Genomic DNA, 22,342 nt, shown 5'->3' with positions numbered 1-22,342 from the left:
TATCTATCGAGCCACAGGTGCAAACGGCCGGTTAATCGGGTTGCGAAAACAGTCTAGCCCAAAAGAAAAAGGCGGGCCGGAGCCCGCCTTCGCCTTGTCTTGCGACTGACTTCTTAGAACAGGCGAAGCACGGCCTGATCGGCCTGCGAGGCCATCGACAGAGCCGTCGAAGACAGCTGCTGGCGGGTCTGCAGAGCGAGCAGGTTCGCTGCTTCCTCGTTCGTGTCGGCAAGCGTGAGGTTCGCCGCACCGGTCTCGAGGGTGTTGATCATGTTCTTGGTGAAGTCGGTGCGGTTCTGCACGATCGACAGGTTCGAGCCGAAGGCCGAAGACTGCGAACGCAGGTTGCCGAGGGCGTCGCCCAGCGTGCTCAGCTTGGCGTCGATCGACGCGTCGCTGTCGAGGTCCTTGTCGGCAACGGTGGTGATGCCAAGCGAAGTGTTGTTGATCGAGGTGGCAGTGCCGTCGGCATCCTTTGCCTGGATGTCGATGGTCGACGTGCCGGTCTCGTTGAACGTCAGCTTCAGCTTGTCGCCGCGGAGCAGGTTGATGCCGTTGAAAGAGGCGTCATCAGCCAGCTTGTCGAGCTGGTCGCGCAGTTCGTTGAACTGCTTGGCCAGGTTCTTGCGGACGTCATTGCCACCGATGTCGGCAGTCCCGGTGGTGCCGTCGACTTCACCGTCGGTACCAACGCCGGTAACGGTGAGGTCTTCGGTCGAGAGGTTCTCGATGCGAAGCTTGCCGCCGTCGTTGGAAGCGCGGATCTTGTCCTTCAGTTCGGCCTTGCCGTTGATCTCGGTAACGAGAGCATCAACGGTCTTCACCGCGCCGGGCGCGACCGTTGCAGCACCAGCCGCCGAGGTGCCGGCGTCAAGGCCGATACCGGTGATGGTGGTGTCGGTGTCGGCGTCAGTCTCGGCGAAGTTGGTCACCGCAACCGCCGAGCTGGCGCCCGTGGTGGCCGAGGTCAGCACCAGCTTGCCGCCGCCGATCGAGGCGGTGACGCCGGTGACGCCCTGGGCCGTCAGAACGGCGTTCAGTTCGGCAACGTCGTCGAGCGTGTCGTCATTGTTGCCGACGGTCGCCAGAGCGGCCTGATCGATGGTGACGGTCGTCGCGGCACCGCCGTCGACGGCGATATCGAATGAGATATCGTCGGCTGCGTCGGTGAAGGTCACGGCCGCGAAGTTGGCGGTCGAGGTGAAGGTACCAGCGGTAGCGGCAGAGCCGGCGCCGGTGGTGTTCAGGTTAACGCTGACAGCCGTGGCGCCGACGGCGCCGTCCTTGAACGACAGCGTCTTCACCGAAGAGGTGCCGATCGAAGTGGAGTCGATCGAGAAGGACTGGGTCTTGAACGACTTGTCCTGGCGCGCCTGACGGAGCGTGGACTGCATCGACTCGACGGTCTTGGTGATCGACGAAAGGCCGTTGTCCGCGGCTTCGATGGTCTTGATGCCGTTGGACATGGAGTCGAGCAGGCTCGCCATATCCGAAGCACGAGAGTTCAGCGAAGAAGCGGTGAAGAAGTTAGTCGGGTTGTCGAGCGCCGAGTTCACCTTCAGACCGGTGGCGAGACGCTCCTGCGTCTTGGCCATGGACGAAGCGGTGGACTGGAGGCTCAGCAGGTTCGAGCGAACTGCCTTTGACAGATTTACATCAGCCATTTTGGAGGCCCTTTCTGGGTCCGTACTCAGTTACTAACCGTCTCTCCTGAGACGTCCCGGATCATTGGTCCCCACCGGCAAAAGAAGTCTTAAGTTCGTCCCGCGAATTGAAGTTTGTTGGTGGCATTCGAAGCAAAGTTAATGACTTGTTTTCTCAATGCTTCGAACTGGTACGCAATGGCGCGTAGAACGAAAAAAGGCGGGCCGAAGCCCGCCTTTTCGTGTCTGGAGGCGTTCGCCCTTAGAACAGGCGGAGCACAGCCTGGTCGGCCTGCGAGGCCATCGACAGTGCGGTCGACGACAGCTGCTGGCGGGTCTGCAGGGCGAGCAGGTTTGCTGCTTCCTCGTTGGTGTCGGCCAAGGTCAGGTTCGCCGCGCCGGTTTCCAGCGTGTTGATCATGTTCTTGGTGAAGTCGGTGCGGTTCTGCACGATCGACAGGTTCGAGCCGAAGGACGACGCCTGCGAGCGGAGCTTACCGAGCGCTGAGCCCAGGATCTCGAGCTTGGCGTCGAGCTTGGAGTCCGCGTCGAAGTCGGAGTTGACGACGTGGTCGATGCCGAGGGTCGTGTTGTTGATGGCGATCGGGTCGCCATTCTCATTCTTGGCCTGGATGTCGATGGTCGACGTGCCGGTCTCGTTGAACGTCAGCTTGAGCTTGTCGCCGCGGAGCAAGTTGATGCCGTTGAAGGACGCATCGTCGGCGAACTTGTCGAGCTGGTCGCGCAGTTCGTTGAACTGAGTGACGAGGTTCTTGCGAACGGTATTGCCACCGATGTCGCCGGTACCGGTGGTGCCGTCGACCTCACCGTCGGTACCAACGCCGGTCACGGTCAGCTCTTCGGTCGAGAGGTTCTCGATGCGGAGCTTGCCGTTGTCGTTGGAGGCGCGGATCTTGTCCTTCAGCGAGGTGTTGGTGTTGATCTCCTGGACCAGCGCATCGACAGTCTTCACTGCACCGGGGGCGACCGCTGCAGCACCGGCCGCCGAGGTGCCGGCGTCGAGGCCGATACCGGTGATGGTGGTGTCGGTGTCGGCGTCAGTCTCGGCGAAGTTGGTCACGGCAACCGACGAGTTGGTGCCCGTGGTGGCCGACGTCAGCACCAGCTTGCCGCCGCCGATCGAGGCGGTGACGCCGGTGACGCCCTGGGCCGTCAGGACGGCGTTCAGTTCGGCAACGTCGTCGAGCGTGTCGTCATTGTTGCCGACGGTCGCCAGAGCGGCCTGGTCGATGGTGACGGTTGTCGCGGCACCGCCGTCGACGGCGATATCGAATGAGATATCGTCCGCTGCGTCGGTGAAGGTCACGGCCGCGAAGTTGGCGGTCGAGGTGAAGGTACCAGCGGTAGCGGCAGAGCCGGCGCCGGTGGTGTTCAGGTTGATGCTGACCGGTGCAGTGCCGACGGCGCCGCCCTCGAACGAGATCGTCTTGGCAGTGGTGGTGCCGATCGCGGTCGCATCGAGCGCATAGGACATGGTCTTGAACGACTTGTCCTGGCGCGCCTGACGCAGGGCCGACTGCATCGACTCGACGGTCTTGGTGATCGAAGTCACGCCGTTGTCGGCGGCTTCGATGGTCTTGATGCCGTTAGACATCGAGTCCAGCAGGTTTGCCATGTCGGACGCACGACTATTCAGCGACGCGGCAGTGAAGAAGTTGGTCGGATTGTCGAGCGCAGTGTTCACCTTGAGACCGGTGGCGAGACGCTCCTGCGTCTTGGCCATGGAGGCAGCGGTGGACTGGAGGCTCAGGAGGTTCGAGCGAACCGCCTTTGACAGGTTAACTTCCGGCATGGGTGAAATCCCTTCTGGCTAAATCGATAATCTCGTCCTGAGATTGAGCTGATCGTAGCCTCGGCCGGCTTAAGAATGGTTAACGGGATGCTTCCTGACGCAGTTAATTTTGTGTTCCATGACACGGCTGTGTCACACGTAAAGCCTTGGTATGCCTGATAAAAGCGACGCCACGGCAATTCCTGCCCAGCATCGCCGCGCCGGCCCGGAGTTAGGGAATCGAGATGCGGCGGGGCAGAATCGAGGTCGGTCAGACCCGTCGGTCGTGGAGCGCGAGCGAGCCCTGGGCGGGCAGGTCGGCGCTGCCCAGCCGCAGGATGATCTCGCGGTCGCTTGTCGGCTTGGGCGGCAACTGCCCTGAGAGCAGTGCGGCCGCGAACGCGGATCCCGGCGGCGGTGGCGGCGCAGGCAGCGGCGGCAGCAAAGACGCGAGGCTGTTCTGCGAGGGCGGCGGGGGAGGGGTGTCGGGCTGGTCAGAACCGGCGCGGGAATCGCCCAGCAGTGAGCGCGAACGATAGTCCGCGACAGCTCCGAGTCCCGTGCTGATCGGTTCGGGCGCTATTCTGGCGCTCATGACCGGCATTCCCAATTACCAACTGGCTGGGAAGCATGCCGGTCCCGGCTTTCGTCCGGCTTTCGCGGTTCGGGACAATTTTCGGAAAACTGTAGCGATCAGAGCGCCCTGTTGATCGATACGCCGCTGGCGATCTGCGGCGGCTGGCCGGCGATCTCGCCGTTGGCGCCGTAGGTCTTGGGGCGTGCTTTGGCGCTCATCGCCTTGGCCACGTCCGTGAGCAGGTCCTCGGTGATCGACCGAGCCGTGGCGATAACGCGCAGGTTTTCCGCCATCTGCATCGCCAGCTTGTCATGGCCGCCGAGCAGCGCCTCCACCAACTCCGGCGCTTCGGCCCGGAGCCGAGGCCCCTGCCGCTGCACCGATCGGGCGAAGCCCATGTAGTCCTGCGCCAGCCGGGTCTTTTCGGCAGTCAGCTCGCCGGCATCCTTGGCGCGGCCGGCGCGGAGCAGGGTGGTTTCCTGGTTCAGCACCACGACCAGGCTCTCGAGCGTTTCCATGGCGAGCCCGCAGAGTTCCGCGGCGGGCAGAGAGTCGAGGGCCGCGAGGCGTTCGGCAGCAGCATTCATCATTTACAGCGCTCCACTGATCTTTGTTGGCGTCGTGTTCTTGGGGATCGAGTTCTGCGCGGCTTCCTGCGCCGCGATGAGGTCCGGCAGCAGGGCGTCGGCGAGGCCCACACCACCCGAGCGGGCCAGCACGTCGGCCATCTGTTCGGCCTGCATGCCGCGCCATGTCTCCTCGGCGAAGCCGCCGCCCATGGCGCTTTCGTCGGTCTTCAGCGAGGAGAACATTTCCTTCATCAAAGTGTTGAGGAAAACACCTTCAAGGTCCTTTGCCTGCTCGCGAAGATGTCCAACCTGGGCAGGCGAGAGGGTGGTCGTCTTGCTTTGGCCGGCGTAGCCGAGGCCAGAGGCGGAACTCAGCATCACAGCACCTCGATCTCGGCCTGCAGCGCGCCTGAGGCCTTCACTGCCTGCAAGATGGCGATGAGATCGCGCGGGCTGATGCCTAGAGCGTTGAGGCCGTCGACCAGTTGCTGGAGGCTGACCGATTCCGGCACCACTGCGAGTTTGGTCTCACTGGTGTTTACGGAGAGGTCGGTGCGCGGCTCGACCGCGGTCTGCCCCAGGCTCAGCGGATTGGGCTGCACCACCGTCGGGCTCTCGGCGATGGTCACCGTGAGGTTCGATTGCGCCACCGCGACGGTCGAGACCCGCACATCCTTACCCATGACGATGATGCCGGAGTTCTCGTCGATGACAATCTTCGCGGGCAGGTCGGTTTCGATCACCAACTGCTCGATATCGGTGAGCAGGTCGACAATGTTGCCGTTGAAGTTGCGGGGCAGGTTGAGCCGGATGGTCGCCGGATCCTCAGGCGTCGCGCAGGGCACGCCGATGAAGTCGTTGATGGCGAGGGCGATGCGCCGCGAGGTGGTGAGGTCGGGGTTGCGGAGCGCCAGCCGCAGCGTGCGTTGCGCGCCGAGTACGAAGCCGATTTCGCGCTCGATCAGGCCGCCCGAGGAAATGCGACCGGTCGTCGGGACGCCCGACACCACCGAAGCGGCGTCGCCTTCGGCCGAGAAGCCGTTGATGGTCACCGAGCCCTGGGCGATTGCGTAAACCTCGCCATCGGCCCCGAGCAGCGGAGTTACCAGCAGTGTGCCGCCCTGCAGGCTCTTGGCGTCGCCGAGAGCGGCGACGTTGACGTCGAGCCGCGAACCCTGGGTGGAGAAGGCCGAGAGGTTGGCCGTCACCATCACAGCGGCGACGTTGGCGGTTCGCATGTTCTCGCCGCGGGTGTTGACGCCCAGCCGTTCCAGCATCGCCTGCAAGCTCTGCTTGGTGAAAGGCGAGTTGTTGAGGCCGTCGCCGGTACCGTTGAGGCCTACGACCAGGCCATAACCGACCAGCTGGTTGTCGCGCACGCCCTCGATGTTGACGACGTCCTTGATGCGGGCCGCGGCGGCGTAGGTAACGCTCGGCTGCGGCACGAGCAGCACTGCGGTCATCAGGCCGAGCAATGCGCGCTTGAGATTGATTTTAGCCATCTGGCAGTCCCCGAAAGTGCGGCACATCCCCATGCGCCGTGATTGCCAGTGGTGTTGCGAGAACCGTGCCAAGTTTGATCGTTTGAACTAGTGTATTGAAATTGCACATAAAAACAGAAAACCAGAGTGCCGGTGGAGGCCGGGTCGGCAAGTCCTGCCGGGCGGGTTAACGTTTGCTTAACCGCTGACGGCAGATTTTGCCGGGCAGGCGACGAGACGGGTGAGTCCGGTGCGGATCGAAAACAATGCGCGGGTAGGCAATGTGGCGGGGCGCTCAGCGGCCGGTCGCAGCTCGTCCGGCGCGGCGTTCGAGATCGGGCAGGGGCCGCAGGCGCAGGAAGCTCGTCCCACCGCCACGATCGCCGCCGCCACGTCGCTTGACGCCCTGTTGGCGCTGCAGGCGGTCGAGGATCCGCTACTGAAGCGCAAGAAAGTGGTTCGCCGCGGCGCTCAGCTGATCGATACGCTCGAGGGGCTGCGCAGCGACCTACTGGTCGGCCGGATGGCCGAGGGGCGCCTCAACCAGCTCATGGCTGTGTTGACCCAGGCGCGGGAGCGGAGCGAGCCCGGATTGGACGCGCTGCTCGACGATATCGAGCTCAGGGCTCGCGTCGAGCTGGCCAAACGCGGACTGTACCTCGGCTGACACAGTCGGGAACTACCTGCTCACGTGTTAATCACCAAGCTTTTGAACACTTGCAGAACATACCCTTACGCCACTATAAGGCCCGCCATTAGGGGCGTTTTGGAATCGAGTCAGAATGTCGACTGAAGTTCTTGAATACCGACCTACTCAGGACGAACCATTTATGAACCCGCGGCAGCGGGAGTACTTCCGGCAGAAGCTGGAGCGGTGGAAGAGCGAGATCCTCGCAGAAAGCCGCGAAACGCTCGAGAACCTGCAGGAAGAAAGCCAGAACCATCCGGACATGGCCGACCGCGCCTCCTCGGAGAGCGATCGTGCCCTTGAGCTCCGCACCCGCGATCGGCAGCGCAAGCTGATTTCAAAGATCGACGCGGCGCTCAAGCGGATCGAGGACAACACCTACGGCTACTGCGAAGAAACCGGCGATCCGATTGGTATCGCCAGGCTCGACGCCCGGCCGATCGCCACGCTCTCCCTGGAAGCCCAGGAAATGCACGAGCGGCGCGAGAAGGTGTACCGCGACGAGTGATAAGCAAGGCCCGCAGCGATGCGGGCCTTCTTGTTTTGGCTTTCAGCCGGTTGCACAGACCGCTCAGTCAGCGGCCGAGCAGCATGCCGATCTTGGCGGCGACCAGCCGGGCCACGAACGTGAATGGCACGCCCCTGACGCTCGGCATGTCCGCGGGCAGCGCGACGTCATCGGGCGTGAACCTGGTGTTGATTCGCATCTCCAGCGGCGGAGCTTCAGCTGCGAACCGGTCGCGATAGATCGGCGTCCAGTGCAGGATCGGGGCCAGTTGCACCAGCATGGCGGAGTTGCAGCAACTGGCCACCATGCGGCTCGTGGTCGAGCTTGGCTTGAGCTTGTAGCTCTCCAGAAGCTCCGCGCCCTTTGTGCATCGGATGCGATCGTTGCGGTAGAGTGCGTAGGGCGTGCCAGAGCCGGCATCCAGAATCGCGGGCGCGCCGGGTAGGGCCTCGATCATGCGGGAGCCGGCCTGGCAGTCGTCGCAATGGCAGACGACGCTGATGACCGGCGCGCCGCTCATCTCGACCTCCACCTGGCCGCAAACGCAGCGTGCCACATACCGGGGCGTCCGATTCATCTCCCAGGGTTGCCGTAGGCGGCCAGAAATACGCGGACACCGGCCTCGGCATTGCGTCTGAGTTCCGCTAGCGAGGGTATTGCAGCGTCGCCGAGCAGCATGGCCTGGTTCAGCGGTGCCGACATGATCAGCCAGTTGAAGTGGGAAGCGGCGGTCGCGGGGTCGTCGATCTTCAGCAGGCCGCGTTGGGCAAGGCCCTGAAAGACCGAGGCAAGCATCGCTATGGCCCGCGCCGGTCCGCGCTCGTACAGCACCTTTGCCAGTTCGGGAAAACGCGTTACCTCGCCGATCACCAGGCGCCGCAACTGCATGATGCGGGGCGTCAGTACAACCGTGAGTTGCCGCAGGGCGTATTCGACCAGATAGGCCGCAAGGTCGTCGCCTTCGGGGAGCTGTTCGACATCGTTGTGCACGAGGTCGCCCGCGCCGGTCGTCATGCCGCTGACGATCTCGATGAACAGCGCCTCCTTGCTGGAGAAATGTTTGTAGACGGTCTGCTTGGATACCGCTGAGAGCGCCGCGATCTCATCCATGTTGGTACCGAGGTAGCCGCTCTTCAGGAACACCTCGGTGGCCGCATCAAGGATCGCCCGCCGTTTGCGAGCGGAGCGCCCGTCGCTTTCCGCGTCCGTCGTTTGGTCGGTCACCTCAGATCCCATCGCCCCACTTCCAAAACGTCCACAGCCCGGATTGACAGAACAGTACTGGACAGTCTAGTTTCTGACAACATGCAGAACTGGACGGTCTAGTTCTGACTGGCGACCCTGTCGGCAGGCGGGGGCGGCGATCAGAAGCGGGAGAGTTGGATGCCAAACAGAAGCTTCATGCTGGCCGTCGCAGTAGCAGGCTCGGTGGCCCTCGCAGCGCCGCCGGTCCTGGCGCAGACCACGATCAAACCTCATTCCGATGTGCAATCCACAGGAGACGTCACCATGACCCAGTCGACCAGGTCAGCCACGCTCAAGGTTCCCGGCGCCACCCTCTACTACGAGGTGCAGGGAACCGGCCCGATGCTGCTCATCATCGCCGGCGGTCCGCAGGATGCTGGGGTGTTCGCGGAGCTCTCGAAGCACCTCGCCGACCACTACACCGTCGTCGCATACGATCCGCGCGGCAACTCGCGCAGTACATTCGACGGCGAGGTGAAGGCCCTGTCGATGGACGAGCAGGCCGATGATGCGGCGCGGCTGATCGAGGTGGTTGGCGGTGGCTCGGCCTATGTGTTCGGCACCAGCGGCGGCGCGCAGATCGGGCTGAACCTCACGGCGCGCTATCCGAAGCTGGTGAAGGCGCTGGTCGCGCATGAGCCGCCGACGGTGATGCTGCTCGATGATCCGACCGAGGCGATGGCCGTCGATCAGGACCTCTACGATACCTACAAGCGTGATGGCGTCGACGCCGCGATGGGCAAGTTCTTCGCCGACAATGGCCTCGAGGTGTCCGCTGACATGGGCGATGCGCCTCCCGAGTCCGCGATACCGCCGGAAGAGGTCGAGACCTTTGCCCGGGTCAGCGGCAATTTCGAGTACTGGCTGGCGCACGGCCTGATGCCGCTGTCGCTGTATCGCCCGGAGGTCGACACGCTCCGCAGCGGCGATCCGTCGATCGTCGTTGCCATCGGCGAGATGTCAAAGGGACAGCCGATCGAGGAGATGGGGTTGGCCTTGGCCCGCAAGCTGAGCGTGGCGCCGGTGCCGTTCCCAGGCGACCACATGGGCTTCGGTCCGCAGGCACCGCAGTTCGCCGAAGCGCTGCATCAAACGCTCAGCGCCAACTGAACCACCTACAGATCCCGGCCCCGGCCGGGATCTTCGTCGGCGCTCGCCTAGTGGAAAGCGCGGAAGGACGAGATGTTGCTATCCAGCCACCAGGGCAGGTTAGCGACATCACGATTGAAGGCCTCGCAGCGGCGGAAGTTGCGATCCTCGCACACCTGCACGGTCATGAAGCCGCGGATGCTGATCGAGGAAATGCGGTTGTTCCAGACGCCGAGATTGCTGTTGCTGTCACCGGGCCGGACACAGAAGCTGCGGCCGCGGAAGCGGACGTTCTCGTAGAAGCACGCGCCGCGGCCGATGGCCGAGCCACCACCGCTATCACCGCCGCCACCGGTGCGCGAGAGGAAGTTCTGCGATACCCAGCCGCTGGGACCGCCGTGATTGACCCAGCACCAGCCGCCAGTGCAGTTGCTCACCCGCACGCTCTGGCCGCTGCGCAGCACGTCGACGACGGCGTAGCTGGTTCCTGGCCCGCGCCGGACATTCACATTGGCAGTCGCTACGGCGTTGCCGACGCCGCTGCCGCCACCCGGATTGTCCGGGACGATGACGAATGTCTCCTGGGCAGATGCTTGGGTGAACGCCCCCAGGCCGGCGACCATAACGGCCGCCAGGAACAGTGCTTTCAGCATTTCGATCTCCTCACATGCGGCTGGCGGTGAAGACCCGCGGTCCCTTGAAGCGGACGCTGGGGCGATAGGTGCAGCGCAGCGACTGGATCAAGAGCGAGCCGATCCGTCCGAAGATGCGGCCGGCCGGCCGGCAATCCATCGTCGCGCGCTCCCACGCAACGCCACCGCCGCACGATGCGCGCTGGATGTCGGCGTGGATGTCCCGACCATTGGCGCGCCAGGTCAGCCGGCCGTCGCAGCGGACGCCTCCACCACGCACAGTGTAGGAGCCCGGCCGGGTCAGGCAGAAGTTGAACTGGTAGGGGCCGAACAGTGTCTGGTTGGCCCGGTAGCAGCCGTTGACTGGCACGCCCTGTGGATGATCGGGGACGATGACGAAGGGCTCCTGCGCAACTGACGGTGCTGGCAGCACCGGCGTCAGCAAGAAGCATGCGGAAACAAGCAACGTGAGGAGATTGCGCAATGTACGCTCCCGTACAAAGATGATGGAGAGTTGTCGGCTAGCTCTATGTCGTTGTTGATATCAAGTGACGGCGATATGAAGTACGATAACTGACCTTATCGGTTCAGAATGACTGAAGCTAGTCGTCAAATTGTTGAGATTCATTTGATGACACATGGACGAGCGCGGCGAGCGGAAGCTTAGTCAATGCCTGAGATTACTGATGGCGCGTTTACGCGGAGAGCCGATATGGCCCGCAGCAGGCTGCCCAGAGAGCTTGGCCACCCGAGGCAGGTGAGGGGGCGACGTTGAGCAAGCAGCCCGCCGCGCCGCGACAGATCCGCGAACCCTCCTATTTCGACGCCTTGGCCCCACTCGTGGTGCTGGCGGTGCTGATTGCCGGCGCCGTCATGCTGTTCGGGCTCGATGCAACAGATGGGCCGCTGCAGGTCGCCATCATCCTCGCCGCGATGTTCACCTCGTTCATTGTCATGAAGAACGGCCATAGCTGGGAGGAGGTGGCCGAGGCCGGACGGAAGGGCGTCTCCTCGGTGGTCAGCGCGATCTTCATCCTGTTCGCCGTCGGGGCGCTGATCGGCACCTGGAACATGTCCGGCACCATCCCGACGCTGGTGTACTATGGCATCCAGGTGATCAACGCCGACTGGTTCTATCTCGCTTCGGTGCTGGTCTGCGCCGCCATTGCCATGGGCATCGGAAGTTCATGGACCACCGCCGGCACGATTGGGGTGGGGCTCGTCGGGTTGTCGGTCCTCGCGGGCGTGTCGCCCGCCATCACGGCCGGCGCCGTGATTTCCGGCGCATATGTCGGTGAGAAGCTCTCCCCGCTGTCGGAGACCGCCATTCTCGCCGCGCAGCTCACCGGCACGACGATCTACGACCACCTGCGGGCGCAAATCTGGACATCGGTACCTGCGCTGGTCATCGCGGTGCTTGGCTTCAGCATCCTCGGCTGGGCGGACAGTTCCAGTGGCGCAGGCGACAGCGTTATCGCCTCCGAGCTGTCGGCGCTTTCGCACCTGTTCAACATCACGCCGCTCAGCCTCCTGCCGCTAGTGCTGCTGGTGGTGCTGTCGATCCTACGCGTGCCGCCATCGCTCGCCATCACCGGGTCGGCGTTGTGCGCCGCGGCGCTGGCCCCATTCCTGCAGGTCGAGGCGGTGCTGCGCTTCGTCAACGAGCCCTCACTGCCGCTCCCCGCTGCATTCATGAAGGCGGCTTGGGAGGCGATGTCGTCCGGCTTCCGGGCCAATTCCGGCATCGAGGTGGTCGACGGCCTGCTGTCGCGCGGCGGCATGGCGAGCATGCTGTTCACCATCTGGCTGATCCTCGGCGCACTGGTCTACGGCACGCTACTCGACGAGTTCGGCCTGCTGCTGAAGCTGGTGACCCCGGTGCTGATGCGGGCCCGCAGCACCGGCTCACTGGTCTCCACTGTGGTCGGCACCGCCTTCGGGCTCAATGTCGTGGCGGGCGACCAGTATGTCGCAGTGGTGCTCCCGGCGCGTATCTTCCGGGCCGAGTTCAGGAAGCGCGGCCTCGCGCCGACCAACCTGTCGCGCGCGGTGGCCGATGGCGGCAGCGTCACCTCGCCACTGATCCCATGGAACTCGTGCGGCGCCTACATGGCCGCCGTACTGGGGGTGCCAACGCTGGTCTACCTGCCGTTCTGCCTGTTCAACATCGCGAGCCCGCTGACCACCATGTTCTACGGCTTCAGCGGCATTAAGATCGAGCGGATCGACCCGCAGCACGCGGACGAGCCCACCGAAGTGGTGCCAACGCCCTAGGCGACAGCGGCGCGCGGCGTGTCGTCCAGCGCCCCGACCATGTACTGCACCAGCTCGGACGCATTGGTCTCGCCGGTCCGTTTCTCGGTCACCTTGCGCCCGCGATGCATCACCACGATGCGGTCGGCGACTGCGAACACGTCCGGCATGGTGTGGGTGATGAGGATCACCGGGACACCCTGGTCGCGGAGGCGTCGGATCAGCTCCAGCACCTTGTGCTGCTCGGGCACGCCCAGGTTGTTGGTCGGCTCGTCCATGATCATCAGCCGCGCCTTCCAGTAAATGGCTCGGGCAATCGCCACCGCCTGCCGCTGGCCGCCGGAGAGGCTCTCGATCGGCTGGGTCAGGCTGGGGAAGTGGATGTCGAGCGCTGCGAGGCTGCCTTCGGCCTCGACCAGCATCTGCCTGTCGTTCAGCGTGTTGATAAGGCCGCCCAGATAGCGGTGCTTCATCTCGCGGCCGAGGAAGATGTTGGCCGGCACGTCGAGGTTATTGGCCAGCGCGAGGTCCTGGTAGATCGTCTCGATCCCCACGCGACGTGCATCGATCGGGCGGGGAAAGCTCACGGGCTTACCCTCGAAGCGGATCTCGCCTCCGTCGGCCAGATGCACGCCCGAAACGCACTTGATCAGCGTCGACTTGCCGGCGCCGTTGTCGCCCAGCAACGCCACCACCTCGCCGGGATTGATGTCGAGGCTGACGTCGTTGACGGCGGTGAGGCCGCCAAAGCGCTTCACCATGTTGCGGATCGAGAGGACGGGCTCGGTCATGAGCGGCCTCCCCGGCGGCCGAGGATCAGGTCGCGCGACTGGTCGATCAGCACCGCGATGATCACCACCGCGCCGACGACGATGAATTGCCAGAACGCCGGCACGTTGAGCATCACCAGACCGGTAGTCAGCACTGCGATGATCAGCGCGCCGATCACGGTGCCGATGATCGAGCCGGCGCCGCCGAATAGGCTGACGCCGCCTATGATCACCGCGGCAATGGAGCTCAGGAGCAGTGCGTCGCCGATCACCGCCGAGCCGGCGGTGAACCGCAGCGTCGAAAGGAACCCGGCGACGCCGGCGGTGGCCGAGCTCAGCATGTAGAGCTTGATGATATGGCGATCGACCGGGATGCCGGTGCGCAAAGCCGCCTGCATGTTGCCGCCAATGGCGTAGGTGTGACGCCCGAACTGGGTGCGGCGGAGCAGGAAAATGCAGAGCATCACCACGATCGCGGTGATCACCACCGGCCAGGGGAGGATGCGGTCCATCTGGCGCAACAGTTCGCCGGTGACCTCGGGCCTGTCGAGCACGTAGAAGCCGCCGCCCTCGCCACGCACCCAGTAGAACAGCGACTCGTTGCCGTAGTCGCGGATTTCGGCGGGCAGGCCGATGACCGTGGTGTTCTCGGAAAACAGCAGCGCCATGCCCCGGACGATGAACGAGGTGCCGAGCGTGACGATGAAGGCCGGCACCTTAAGCTTGGCGATGATCAGCCCGTTGCAGAGCCCGACCACCGCCGCACCGCCGACCGCCGCGATGAAGCCGAGCACCACCGACAGGAACAAAGGCACGCCGGCATTGTACGAGGCGCGGATCGCATGGGCCGACAGGACCGAGGCAAGGCTCATCACCCAGCCGACGCTGAGGTCGATGCCGGCGGAAATGATGACGAAGGTCTGGCCCAGCCCGAGCAGCAGCACCGGCACGATAGCGACGAGAATGTTCTGGCTATTGCGAACGGAAAGGAATGTTGCCCCGCCGAACAGCGGCACCGCGACGATGAAGAACAGGATCATCAGGGCGAGGAAGACCCACGCCCAGAGCCGGCTCGCCATCAGGATGAAGCGCTTGCCGGCCGAGAGGGTTGGCTCCTCGAAACCCGCCATTGCCTTGGTGTCCGCCACGTGGCCCCCGAAAACGCTCGAAACGACAGGTTATGCCGAGGGCGCCGCAGCGTCCTCGGCACGGCTAGGCTGGGGTACCGTCAGTTGCCGGTCTTGTAGATGAAGCGCGAGAAGTTCGGATCGGTGACGTTGTCCTTGTCGAGGATCGCGAAACCGGTCTCGACGCGCTTGGGCAAGCTGGTCACGCCCGCTGCATCGGCAACCGCGAACTGCACGGCCATGTAGCCCATGTCGAATGGCTTCTGTGCCAGCACCAGCGACACCACACCCTTGCCCATGAGCTCGATGGCCTCGGCCGTCGCGTCGTAGGCCACAACCTGCACATGCCCGCCGAGCCCGGCATTCACCACCGCATTGCCAGCGCCACCGGCGCTGAACACGTTCGTGCCGAAAACGCCGGCGAGGTCGGGGTTCTGCTCGATCACGGCAGCGGTCTGCTGCGCGGCCTTGTTCTGGTCGTCGAGGTTGTAGTCGGGCCCCAGCACCTTGATGTCGGGGAACTCGTTCTTCATCACCTCGGCAAAGCCTTGCTCGCGGCCTTCGACCGACGAGACGTTGGGGTTGGTGGAGTTGATGTAGACCGTGCCCTTGCCGCCGATCGCCTTGGCGAGGCCGCGGGCCGAGATGCGGCCGCCTTCGACGTTGTCCGAGCCGATATAGCTGATCGGGAACTTCACCGGGCCGTTGGCGTAGTCGCCATCACCGAGGAAGGTGTCCACGGTGATGATCTTGATGCCGGCATCGAGCGCTGCCTGCAGCGGCGCCACCATCTGGTCCTTATCAGTTGGCGCGGTGATGATGTAGTTGAGGTCGCCGCGGGCGACCAGCGCATCGAGGATCGGGGTCTGCGCCTCGACGCCCCAGGTCGGCGGCACCTGGGTGACGACTTCGACACCGAGGTCCTTGGCCGCGGCTTCGACGCCAAGTTGCATCACTTGGTAGAATGGGTCGACCACGCCCGGCAGGAAGCCGATCTTGATATCGGCGGCCGAAACGACGGCAGTTGAGAGCAGAAGCGTGCCCAACAGGGCAGCAGTCATAGTCGACGCACGACGCATCGCAGTCCTCCCCTCTATTGTTATGGCCCGGCGGCTCCTTAGAACTCCACCGCCGGATGGCTAACGATAGGCCCGCACAGTCATATTTGTAAACTGGTTGGATAAATTCTTGACCGTCACTTAGCCGAGCGCCACTTCGCGCTGGATTCCGATCGCCCCGAGGAAATCGCGATCATGGCTCACCACCAGCAGGGCGCCGTCGTACGCGCTCAGCCCGGCCTCCACCGCCTCGATGGCGTGGATGTCGAGATGATTGGTCGGCTCGTCGAGGATCAGCAGCTCGGGCGGACGTCCGCTGCCGAGGGTGCAGGCCAACCCCGCGCGCAGCATCTCGCCGCCGCTCAGCTGGCTCACCGGCTTCAGTGCCGCATCGGCCCGGAACATGAATCGGGCAAGGGCGGCGCGCGCAGCGTTCTCGGCATCGTCCGGGTTCAGCCGCAGATAGTTTTCGCGGATGGTTTGGCCCGGATCGAGCAGGCTCACCTCCTGGTCGAGCAGGGCGTGCCGCCGGGCGATCCGCACCGCGCCACTCACCGGCGCAAGCGCACCGGTGATCAGCCGCAGCAGGCTCGTTTTTCCCGACCCATTCGGCCCAGTGATCGCAACGCGCTCGGGCCCGGTGATCGCAAGGCTGAGATCGCGGATCAGCGGAGCCTCGAGCACCGGACCGCCGGTTAGCCGGTCGAGCTGCAGCACGGTCGTGCCGTTCGAGAGGCCGCTCGGCTCCAGCTTCACCGCCATCGGCTGCAGCACTTCGATCTCCAACTTGGCGGCGACCAGCGCGCTGCTGGCCGAGGCGCGACGGCGTTCGCTGAGCTTGGCCTGTTCGCCGCCGGTCTTTTCCGAGTTGTCTTTCATGCCGCCCAGCATGATCCGCGGGATATCGCCTTTGGCTGCCTTTCGGGCGCCGGCTCCGTCCTTCTTGGCTTTGCGCTCGCGCATCATCTGCGTCTTGCGGTCCAGTTCGCCAAGCGTGCGACCCGCTGTGGCGAGGCCATGCTCCGCTGCCGCTAGTTCGGCGTCCTTCCGCTCACGATAGAGGTCCCAGTTGCCGCCATAGGTGCGGGCGCCGAGCGTCGTCAGTTCGACAATCGCGTCCATCTCCCTCAACAAAGCCCGGTCGTGGCTGACGACGATCGCGCCGCCGCGCCAGCTCCGCAGCAGCTCTGCCACCGCAGCTCGCCCGTCACGATCGAGATTGTTGGTCGGCTCGTCGAGCAGCAGCATGTCCGGCTGGTCAAGCAGCAAGGCGGCCAGAGACAGCCGCGTGTGCTGCCCACCGCTGAGTGTCGCAATCGAGCGGTCGAGCGTCAGCGGCGGCAGGCCGACTTCGGCAAGCTCCGCCTCGATGCGCGAGGGCAGCAGCCAATCGGCCTCGGCGGCATCATCCACCGTACCGGCGCCGGCCTCCAGCCGGTCGAGCCGTGCCAGTTGTTCGGCACAACCAAGGGCCTCGGCGACGCTGGCGTCCGAGCGCTGTACCGCTTGCCGCAGCACGCCGAGCGTGCCCGACACGACAATCTCGCCGCGCGACGGCGCGAGTTCGCCAACCAGCAGCTTGAGCAGCGTGGTCTTGCCGGTGCCGTTGCGGCCGATCAGGCCGGTACGGACGGGGCCGAACGAGAGGTCGAGGTCTGAGAAGAGAGTGACGCCACTAGGCGTCTTGTAGCTCACTGCTTTGAGCGAAATAGAACCGGGCATAGTTGGACTCCGGGTGACGGATCAGGGTGTTTTGATCGGTCAGTCGGTCGTCCATCGGGCACCAGCCTGTTGAGTTGCGGATGGCCGGAAAATAGGTACGTCGGCCCGGATGTCAACCTCAGGGCGGATCGATGGTGCGGTTGGCGGCGATTGCCGCGAACCAGTTGGGCGGGCGCTCGATCATCCGCCGCACCACCGGGCGTTCCGGCCCCTGATGCAGGTTGCGCAACTGCTCGCCGATCACCTCATCGGCGTGCGTGAGGCGTTGGTTGTGCCGCGCATACTCGGTCCAGGTCGGGCTTTTGTAGCTCTCGATCCAGACGTCAGTCTGGCTGAGATCGCGGCGCAGCACCCATTCGCGAGCGCCATCGCGCATCCGCACCCGCTTCCGGTCCGCCATCACGCGCAGGAATTCACGCACGTCCTGCGGCCGGATCTTGTACTCGATGCTGATGACGATCGGACCGGAGCGCGGCTCGATCGGCAGGCTGATCTGCGGCTCCTGCCAGCGGTTCGCCGGATCGAGGTCGAGCATAACGCGCGGCGGAATTGCCAGCACCAGCCCGACAGCAGCGCCGACCACCAGGGCGATCGCCGAGGCCAGAAGGGCGGTGCTCACGCCGAACTCCTCGCCGGCGAGACCCCACAGCCAACTACCAGCCGCGAGGCCGGCAAAGGTCGCCGTCTGGTAGAGCGACAGCGAACGCCCCACCACCCAACGCGGCGTCGAGAGTTGCACCGTCACGTTGAACAGGGTCAGCGCCAGCACCCAGCAAGCGCCGCCGAGCAGCAGGGCAACGCCCGTCAACCAGGGAGAGGGGCTGAGCCCGGTGGTCGCAGCGCAGGCGGCAAAGCCGAGGAATGCCAGGCGGACAATCGCTTCGCTGGAGAACTGCTCTGCCAGCCGGGCGCTGACCAGCGCGCCGCCCACGGCGCCAAGGCCGAAGGCGCCAAGCAGCAGACCATAGACCAGCGGGCCGCCGTCCTGGATCTGGCTCGCCACCACCGGCAGCAGCGCCAGCACCGAGCTGGCGGTGAGGCCGAAGATGAAGCTGCGGACCAGCACCTTTCCCATCTGCGGCGACAGCGCCATGTAGCGAACGCCGGCAAACATCGCCGCGCCAACCGCCTCACGGGGCAGGCCGGCCGGGGTCGGTGCCGGCTTCCAGCGCAACAGCACAAACAGCAGCCCGAGATAGCTGAAGAGGTTCACCGCAAACGCCGCTGCCGCTCCTGCGACGGCCACGATGATGCCGCCGACCGCCGGGCCGAGGCTACGCGACAGGTTGAAGCCGATGGAGTTGAGCGCCACCGCCGAGCCGACGCTGGAGCGCGGCACCAGGTCGCCCACCGAGGCTTGCCAGGAGGGGTTGTTCATGGCCGTGCCGCAGCCGATGAGGAAGGTGAAGGTCAGCAGCAGCCACGGGGTGATCAGCCCCATCAGCGCGGTGATGGTCAGCAGCGCCGACACCGCCAGCATGAAGAACTGCGCCGCCAGCATCACCCGGCGGCGCGGGAAGTTGTCGGCAATGGCCCCGCCGAGCAGCGAGAACAGCATGATCGGCAGCGAGGTCGAAGCCTGCACCAGCGCCACCAGATCAACCGAGTTGGTCAGCGCCGTCATCATCCAGGCCGCGCCGACGCCCTGGATCAGGGCGCCGAAGCTCGAGACGAGGTTGGCGATCCAGATATTCCGGAATGTGCCGTGCTGCAGAGGCTGCAGGACCGATTGTCGATCCTTGGCCATAGCCGTCCTCCCGATCAGCCCAGATAGCGGCGCGTCAGGTGCTCCTGGAAGTGCTTGGAGTTCAGTTTCTCGCCGGTCGCGCGCTGCAGCAGGTCCGGGGTCGAGTACTTGCTCGCCTGGCTCCAGATCTTCTCCCGCCGCCAGTCGTTGATGCCGACGAAGCGGCCGTTGCGCATGTCCTCGCGGGCGCTGGGCTGGTCGCGCTCGATGGCGCTCCACAGCTGTGCCGCGATGATGGCGCCCAGCGTGTAGCTCGGGAAATAGCCGATGGCGCCCGACGGCCAGTGCACGTCCTGCATCGGGCCATCCTTCATATTGTCGATGGTCGAGAGACCCAGGTACTCACGCATCTTGGCGTCCCAGGCCTCCGGCACATCCTTGGGCGCGAGCTTGCCGCCGATCAGGTCCTGCTCCATCTCGAAGCGCAGGATGACGTGCAGCGGGTAGGTGGCCTCGTCGGCGTCGACGCGGATTAGGCCGCGCTCGATGAAGTGGACATGCGCCAGCACGTCCTCCAGATCCCAGCCGGCAATCGCTTCCTCACCGAGCTTCTCGCGCACGTGCGCCATGGCCCATTCCCAGAACTCGGGCGAGCGGGCGATCTGCTTTTCGACGAACAGGCTCTGGCTCTCGTGCATCGCCATGCCGCGCGCCCGGCCGACCGGCCAGTGCGTCCATTCCTTCGGCAATCCCTGCTCGTAGAGGCCGTGCCCGGTCTCGTGCAGGATGCCCATCAGCGAGGTAAGGAACTCGGCCTCGGTGTAGCGGGTGGTCATGCGGATGTCGGTCGGCACGCCGCCGCAGAACGGGTGGTGCGAGACGTCCAGCCGGCCATGCTCGAAGTCGAAGCCGACGGCCTCCATCATCACGAGGCCGAGGGCCTTCTGCTTATCTATGGCGAACGGCGCGTTCAGCGGCTTCAGCGGGCGCTTGGCCAGCTTTTCTTCCTGGTGGGCGAGCGCAGCCGGGATGAAATCCTTGAGGAACGTCTTGAGGTCGGCGAACACCGGCGCCACGTCCGCAACGCGGTTGCCGGGGTCGTACTGCTCCATCAGTGCATCGTAGGGCGAGAGGCCCAGTACATCGGCGCGCAGTTGCGCCTCTTCCCGCGCCGTCGCCACCAGCCCTTCGAACGCCGGCAGAAAGCCCGCCCAGTCGCCGGTCGGCCGCAGTTCGCGCCAGAGCTGCTCGGCGCGAATGCGGGCGTTCACTTGCTTGCGGACGAAATCGGCCGAGAGGCAGGTCATGTTGGTATGGACGCGGCGGAACTCACGGATCGCGAGCGTCTGCATCTCGTCCAGCGGCTCGGCCTCGGCATCGCCCAGCCAGTCGCCGACCTCCGGCGCCGTGGCCATCTCGTGGTACATGCCGGCCAGCGTCGACATGGTCTCGGCGCGCTTTTCGCCGCCGCCTACCGGCATCATCACCGCCTCGTCGACACCCAGCATCGACTGTGCGTGCTCGATGGCTTCGAGCTTGTGGCTCAGGGCATCGAGTTTGGAGAAGGCGGAATTGGCGGACATCAGAGTCTCCGAAATGCGAGTGGCGAGTAGTGAGTAGCGAATAGGACCGTAGAGGTCACGCCCAAACGATCGGTGCATTTGAATGGGGAAAGGGCGCAGCCGGGGAGACTGCGCCCTTGATGGCGGGCTCTATTCTGGAACCTGCCGGGGCCGACCGCACCAATGGGGGATTGCGCGCTCGGCGAGGGGGAAAGGGAATTAGAAGGGCAGGATGGCGTCGGCGATCTGCTGGCCGTAGCGCGGCTGCTGCACCTGGGTGATCTGGCCGCGGCCGCCGTAGGAGATGCGGGCTTCGGCGATCTTGGACGACGGGATAGTGTTGTCGGCGTGGATGTCTTCCGGCCGTACGATACCGGCGACGATCAGTTCGCGGACCTCGAAGTTCACCCGCACTTCCTGCCGGCCTTCGATCACCAGGTTGCCGTTGGGCAGCACCTGCACCACCACCGCCGCTACCTGGGTGGCGAGGCTTTCCTTGCGGTTCACCGAGCCCGAGCCGCCGTCGGCCATGTCGCCCGACGTCGTGAGCTTGCCCGAGGCCTGTACGTCCGCCAGCGGCACCTTGCCGCCGAAGATCGAGCCGAGCACACCCCCGACACTGCCTTCCGATGACGAGTTACGCTCGCGGTCAGTGGAGTTGGAGATCTTGGCGCTGTCGTCGATGGTGACCATAACCGTCAGGATATCGCCGATCTTTTGGGCGCGCTGGTCCTTGAAGAAGCCGCGGGCTTCGTTGGAAAACAGCGAGTTTGGCTGGTACGAGGCCACTACCGGCTCGGGCATCGGCATCTGCACCGGACGATAGCCGGCCTGCGCCGTGGGATCGGCAATGGCGGTCAACCGGGGCTGCTCGCCGACCGAGGCCAACTGGTCGAAGGTCGAGCATCCGGCGAGGAGCGCGGTGAGGGCGAGAGCGGCGAAGAGTTTCATCGGGTTCATTTCGTTTGTCCTTTCGCCCATCACAGCCCGGCGACCTGAAGCTTCGTGGCAGCGGTGGTTATCTCCACCGCGCCGTTGGCGGTCGCGACGCCGTTGAGGATTTTGCGCGTAACGGTGTTCATCACCTGCACCGGCTGGCCGACCACGGCATCGGCTAGCGACTGCCCGACCACCGTGAGAGTCATCGGACCGGTGCGCAGCAGCACGGTCACCTGGGTATTGCGGTGCACGGCCAATGGCTCGGTCACATCGGCGGCCTTCAGCATCACGCCAGCCCGCGAGTTGCGGCGCAGCTGTTTGCCGATCAGGTCGTCGAGGTTCTCGATGCCCGACTGGTCGGCGTAGTCCAGCGGCACGCGCTTCATCTCGATATCGTTCGGGCCGAGCACCGCGCCCGCCTTGAGCGAGGCGGCGAGGTGCGGAACCTCAACCAGCATGTCGAGGCTGCCTGATACATCGACCGGCAGTTCGACGCCGGCGATCTGGAAGCGGGCCACAAAGCTCGCTGCGCCCGGCTGATAGTGCAGCGCCAGCAGGGTCACCGGCGCTTCGACTGCCTCGGCATTGAAGCTGAGCGCCGGATCGGCGAAGCGGGCGTGAAGCTCGGCACCCGCAGGCAGCAACCCACGCTGTGCCAAGTCGGCGGAGATGAGACCCGAGAGCGTCGTAATATCCACCACCGTGACGCGGCGCTCGACGCGGACATTGAGCAGGCCATCCTGGCTGTAGTCGCCGACGCCCGCCTTGGCCGCCGCGGCACGCACGGCATCGAGGCTGACGATGCCGGTGGTGCCCGGTGCTGGCGCGCGGAACAGCGCGCGCTCGGCGAGGAGCCCCGCGTCCTCGAACATGTCGCCGACGGTGATGACCGGATGGTTGACCGAGACTTCCGCCTTGAGCACCGGCGCCGCAAAGGCGGTGGAGCTGGCGAGGAGGGAGAGCAGGGCAGGGAGGATGAGCTTGTGCATCTAGGTTCTCC

At 64.8% G+C, this 22,342-nt stretch carries 22 protein-coding genes; 4 read left to right on the top strand and 18 right to left on the bottom strand.

The window, feature by feature from the left end; translation table 11 throughout:
• Positions 1–113: 113 nt before the first annotated feature.
• From AC1DWU_RS09015 to AC1DWU_RS08990, 6 genes are all read right to left on the bottom strand, one after another.
• Positions 114–1,664 carry a flagellin N-terminal helical domain-containing protein gene (locus AC1DWU_RS09015; RefSeq protein WP_477149636.1) on the bottom strand — a complete coding sequence of 517 codons (1,551 nt, stop codon included), beginning with the start codon at positions 1,662–1,664 and terminating at the stop codon, positions 114–116.
• A 241-nt stretch (positions 1,665–1,905) separates the two neighbouring features.
• A complete protein-coding gene (locus AC1DWU_RS09010; protein ID WP_477149635.1) occupies positions 1,906–3,456 on the bottom strand; it encodes a flagellin N-terminal helical domain-containing protein in 1,551 nt (516 codons plus the stop codon).
• Positions 3,457–3,706: 250 nt separating this feature from the next.
• Positions 3,707–4,030 (bottom strand): hypothetical protein, encoded by a 324-nt coding sequence (locus tag AC1DWU_RS09005; RefSeq protein ID WP_477149634.1) that lies wholly within the window; start codon positions 4,028–4,030, stop codon positions 3,707–3,709.
• A 98-nt stretch (positions 4,031–4,128) separates the two neighbouring features.
• Positions 4,129–4,602, bottom strand: a complete 474-nt coding sequence (locus AC1DWU_RS09000) for a hypothetical protein (protein ID WP_477149633.1) — start codon at positions 4,600–4,602, stop codon at positions 4,129–4,131.
• Positions 4,603–4,959: a rod-binding protein gene (locus AC1DWU_RS08995; protein WP_477149632.1), complete on the bottom strand. Its 357-nt coding sequence runs from the start codon at positions 4,957–4,959 to the stop codon at positions 4,603–4,605. It abuts the gene before it with no gap.
• Entirely contained in the window at positions 4,959–6,044 is a 1,086-nt protein-coding gene (locus AC1DWU_RS08990; protein ID WP_477149745.1) for a flagellar basal body P-ring protein FlgI, read from the bottom strand. The genes AC1DWU_RS08995 and AC1DWU_RS08990 overlap by 1 nt, the downstream gene beginning before the upstream one ends.
• A 268-nt stretch (positions 6,045–6,312) precedes the next feature.
• Here AC1DWU_RS08990 and AC1DWU_RS08985 point away from each other — a divergent pair, with 268 nt between their 5' ends.
• Both AC1DWU_RS08985 and dksA read left to right on the top strand, forming a co-directional pair.
• Entirely contained in the window at positions 6,313–6,729 is a 417-nt protein-coding gene (locus AC1DWU_RS08985) for a flagellar assembly protein FliX (RefSeq protein ID WP_477149631.1), read from the top strand.
• 115 nt (positions 6,730–6,844) lie between these two features.
• Entirely contained in the window at positions 6,845–7,258 is a 414-nt protein-coding gene (gene dksA / locus AC1DWU_RS08980) for an RNA polymerase-binding protein DksA (RefSeq protein WP_055882371.1), read from the top strand.
• Positions 7,259–7,325: 67 nt separating this feature from the next.
• Here the strand turns inward: dksA and AC1DWU_RS08975 are convergent, their stop codons facing one another.
• Complete coding sequence (locus AC1DWU_RS08975; protein ID WP_477149630.1) at positions 7,326–7,835, bottom strand: GFA family protein; 510 nt, start codon at positions 7,833–7,835, stop codon at positions 7,326–7,328.
• The gene (locus tag AC1DWU_RS08970) at positions 7,832–8,494 is read right to left on the bottom strand and encodes a TetR/AcrR family transcriptional regulator (protein WP_477149629.1); all 663 of its coding nucleotides are present in this window, start codon (positions 8,492–8,494) and stop codon (positions 7,832–7,834) included. The genes AC1DWU_RS08975 and AC1DWU_RS08970 overlap by 4 nt, the downstream gene beginning before the upstream one ends.
• A 147-nt stretch (positions 8,495–8,641) precedes the next feature.
• Between AC1DWU_RS08970 and AC1DWU_RS08965 the strand changes: the two genes are divergently transcribed.
• Positions 8,642–9,613: an alpha/beta fold hydrolase gene (locus AC1DWU_RS08965; RefSeq protein WP_477149628.1), complete on the top strand. Its 972-nt coding sequence runs from the start codon at positions 8,642–8,644 to the stop codon at positions 9,611–9,613.
• 47 nt (positions 9,614–9,660) lie between these two features.
• Here AC1DWU_RS08965 and AC1DWU_RS08960 read toward each other — a convergent pair whose 3' ends face one another.
• Positions 9,661–10,245, bottom strand: coding sequence for an SH3 domain-containing protein (locus tag AC1DWU_RS08960; protein ID WP_477149627.1), 585 nt, complete (start codon positions 10,243–10,245; stop codon positions 9,661–9,663).
• A gap of 10 nt (positions 10,246–10,255) precedes the next feature.
• A complete protein-coding gene (locus AC1DWU_RS08955) occupies positions 10,256–10,708 on the bottom strand; it encodes a hypothetical protein (RefSeq protein WP_477149626.1) in 453 nt (150 codons plus the stop codon).
• Positions 10,709–10,995: 287 nt separating this feature from the next.
• Here AC1DWU_RS08955 and AC1DWU_RS08950 point away from each other — a divergent pair, with 287 nt between their 5' ends.
• Positions 10,996–12,498, top strand: a complete 1,503-nt coding sequence (locus AC1DWU_RS08950) for a Na+/H+ antiporter NhaC family protein (RefSeq protein ID WP_477149625.1) — start codon at positions 10,996–10,998, stop codon at positions 12,496–12,498.
• Here the strand turns inward: AC1DWU_RS08950 and AC1DWU_RS08945 are convergent.
• The 8 genes from AC1DWU_RS08945 to flgA all read right to left on the bottom strand — a co-directional run bounded on the left by AC1DWU_RS08945 (position 12,495) and on the right by flgA (position 22,331).
• Positions 12,495–13,268, bottom strand: coding sequence for an ATP-binding cassette domain-containing protein (locus tag AC1DWU_RS08945; protein WP_477149624.1), 774 nt, complete (start codon positions 13,266–13,268; stop codon positions 12,495–12,497). The two genes, AC1DWU_RS08950 and AC1DWU_RS08945, sit on opposite strands and share 4 nt — an antisense overlap.
• Positions 13,265–14,395, bottom strand: coding sequence for an ABC transporter permease (locus AC1DWU_RS08940; RefSeq protein WP_477149623.1), 1,131 nt, complete (start codon positions 14,393–14,395; stop codon positions 13,265–13,267). Before AC1DWU_RS08940 ends, AC1DWU_RS08945 begins: the two co-directional genes overlap by 4 nt.
• Before the next feature lie 80 nt (positions 14,396–14,475).
• Positions 14,476–15,453, bottom strand: coding sequence for an ABC transporter substrate-binding protein (locus AC1DWU_RS08935; RefSeq protein WP_477149622.1), 978 nt, complete (start codon positions 15,451–15,453; stop codon positions 14,476–14,478).
• A gap of 120 nt (positions 15,454–15,573) precedes the next feature.
• Positions 15,574–17,154 carry an ABC-F family ATP-binding cassette domain-containing protein gene (locus AC1DWU_RS08930; protein ID WP_477149621.1) on the bottom strand — a complete coding sequence of 527 codons (1,581 nt, stop codon included), beginning with the start codon at positions 17,152–17,154 and terminating at the stop codon, positions 15,574–15,576.
• A gap of 118 nt (positions 17,155–17,272) precedes the next feature.
• Entirely contained in the window at positions 17,273–18,901 is a 1,629-nt protein-coding gene (locus AC1DWU_RS08925) for an MFS transporter (protein WP_477149620.1), read from the bottom strand.
• A gap of 14 nt (positions 18,902–18,915) precedes the next feature.
• Positions 18,916–20,424: a carboxypeptidase M32 gene (locus AC1DWU_RS08920; RefSeq protein WP_477149619.1), complete on the bottom strand. Its 1,509-nt coding sequence runs from the start codon at positions 20,422–20,424 to the stop codon at positions 18,916–18,918.
• A gap of 198 nt (positions 20,425–20,622) precedes the next feature.
• Positions 20,623–21,363: a flagellar basal body L-ring protein FlgH gene (flgH, locus tag AC1DWU_RS08915; RefSeq protein WP_477149618.1), complete on the bottom strand. Its 741-nt coding sequence runs from the start codon at positions 21,361–21,363 to the stop codon at positions 20,623–20,625.
• Between the two features lie 20 nt (positions 21,364–21,383).
• Positions 21,384–22,331: a flagellar basal body P-ring formation chaperone FlgA gene (gene flgA, locus AC1DWU_RS08910; RefSeq protein ID WP_477149617.1), complete on the bottom strand. Its 948-nt coding sequence runs from the start codon at positions 22,329–22,331 to the stop codon at positions 21,384–21,386.
• Positions 22,332–22,342: the final 11 nt, after the last annotated feature.

This window comes from Devosia sp. P2_G7, assembly GCF_056403495.1.
The sequence above is the reverse complement of the archived record's forward strand: the minus strand, read 5'-3'. Positions and strand labels throughout refer to the sequence as shown.

Excerpts from the sequence above, each read along its gene's own strand:
- AC1DWU_RS08970 (WP_477149629.1), bottom strand. The coding sequence starts at position 8,494 with ATGGGATCTGAGGTGACCGACCAAACGACGGACGCGGAAAGCGACGGG.
- AC1DWU_RS08995 (WP_477149632.1), bottom strand. The coding sequence starts at position 4,959 with ATGCTGAGTTCCGCCTCTGGCCTCGGCTACGCCGGCCAAAGCAAGACG.
- AC1DWU_RS09000 (WP_477149633.1), bottom strand. The coding sequence starts at position 4,602 with ATGATGAATGCTGCTGCCGAACGCCTCGCGGCCCTCGACTCTCTGCCC.
- dksA (WP_055882371.1), top strand. The coding sequence starts at position 6,845 with ATGTCGACTGAAGTTCTTGAATACCGACCTACTCAGGACGAACCATTT.
- AC1DWU_RS08975 (WP_477149630.1), bottom strand. The coding sequence starts at position 7,835 with ATGAATCGGACGCCCCGGTATGTGGCACGCTGCGTTTGCGGCCAGGTG.
- AC1DWU_RS08945 (WP_477149624.1), bottom strand. The coding sequence starts at position 13,268 with ATGACCGAGCCCGTCCTCTCGATCCGCAACATGGTGAAGCGCTTTGGC.
- flgA (WP_477149617.1), bottom strand. The coding sequence starts at position 22,331 with ATGCACAAGCTCATCCTCCCTGCCCTGCTCTCCCTCCTCGCCAGCTCC.
- AC1DWU_RS08930 (WP_477149621.1), bottom strand. The coding sequence starts at position 17,154 with ATGCCCGGTTCTATTTCGCTCAAAGCAGTGAGCTACAAGACGCCTAGT.
- flgH (WP_477149618.1), bottom strand. The coding sequence starts at position 21,363 with ATGAACCCGATGAAACTCTTCGCCGCTCTCGCCCTCACCGCGCTCCTC.
- AC1DWU_RS08960 (WP_477149627.1), bottom strand. The coding sequence starts at position 10,245 with ATGCTGAAAGCACTGTTCCTGGCGGCCGTTATGGTCGCCGGCCTGGGG.
- AC1DWU_RS09005 (WP_477149634.1), bottom strand. The coding sequence starts at position 4,030 with ATGAGCGCCAGAATAGCGCCCGAACCGATCAGCACGGGACTCGGAGCT.
- AC1DWU_RS08925 (WP_477149620.1), bottom strand. The coding sequence starts at position 18,901 with ATGGCCAAGGATCGACAATCGGTCCTGCAGCCTCTGCAGCACGGCACA.
- AC1DWU_RS08920 (WP_477149619.1), bottom strand. The coding sequence starts at position 20,424 with ATGTCCGCCAATTCCGCCTTCTCCAAACTCGATGCCCTGAGCCACAAG.
- AC1DWU_RS09010 (WP_477149635.1), bottom strand. The coding sequence starts at position 3,456 with ATGCCGGAAGTTAACCTGTCAAAGGCGGTTCGCTCGAACCTCCTGAGC.
- AC1DWU_RS08935 (WP_477149622.1), bottom strand. The coding sequence starts at position 15,453 with ATGCGTCGTGCGTCGACTATGACTGCTGCCCTGTTGGGCACGCTTCTG.
- AC1DWU_RS09015 (WP_477149636.1), bottom strand. The coding sequence starts at position 1,664 with ATGGCTGATGTAAATCTGTCAAAGGCAGTTCGCTCGAACCTGCTGAGC.
- AC1DWU_RS08990 (WP_477149745.1), bottom strand. The coding sequence starts at position 6,044 with ATGACCGCAGTGCTGCTCGTGCCGCAGCCGAGCGTTACCTACGCCGCC.
- AC1DWU_RS08965 (WP_477149628.1), top strand. The coding sequence starts at position 8,642 with ATGCCAAACAGAAGCTTCATGCTGGCCGTCGCAGTAGCAGGCTCGGTG.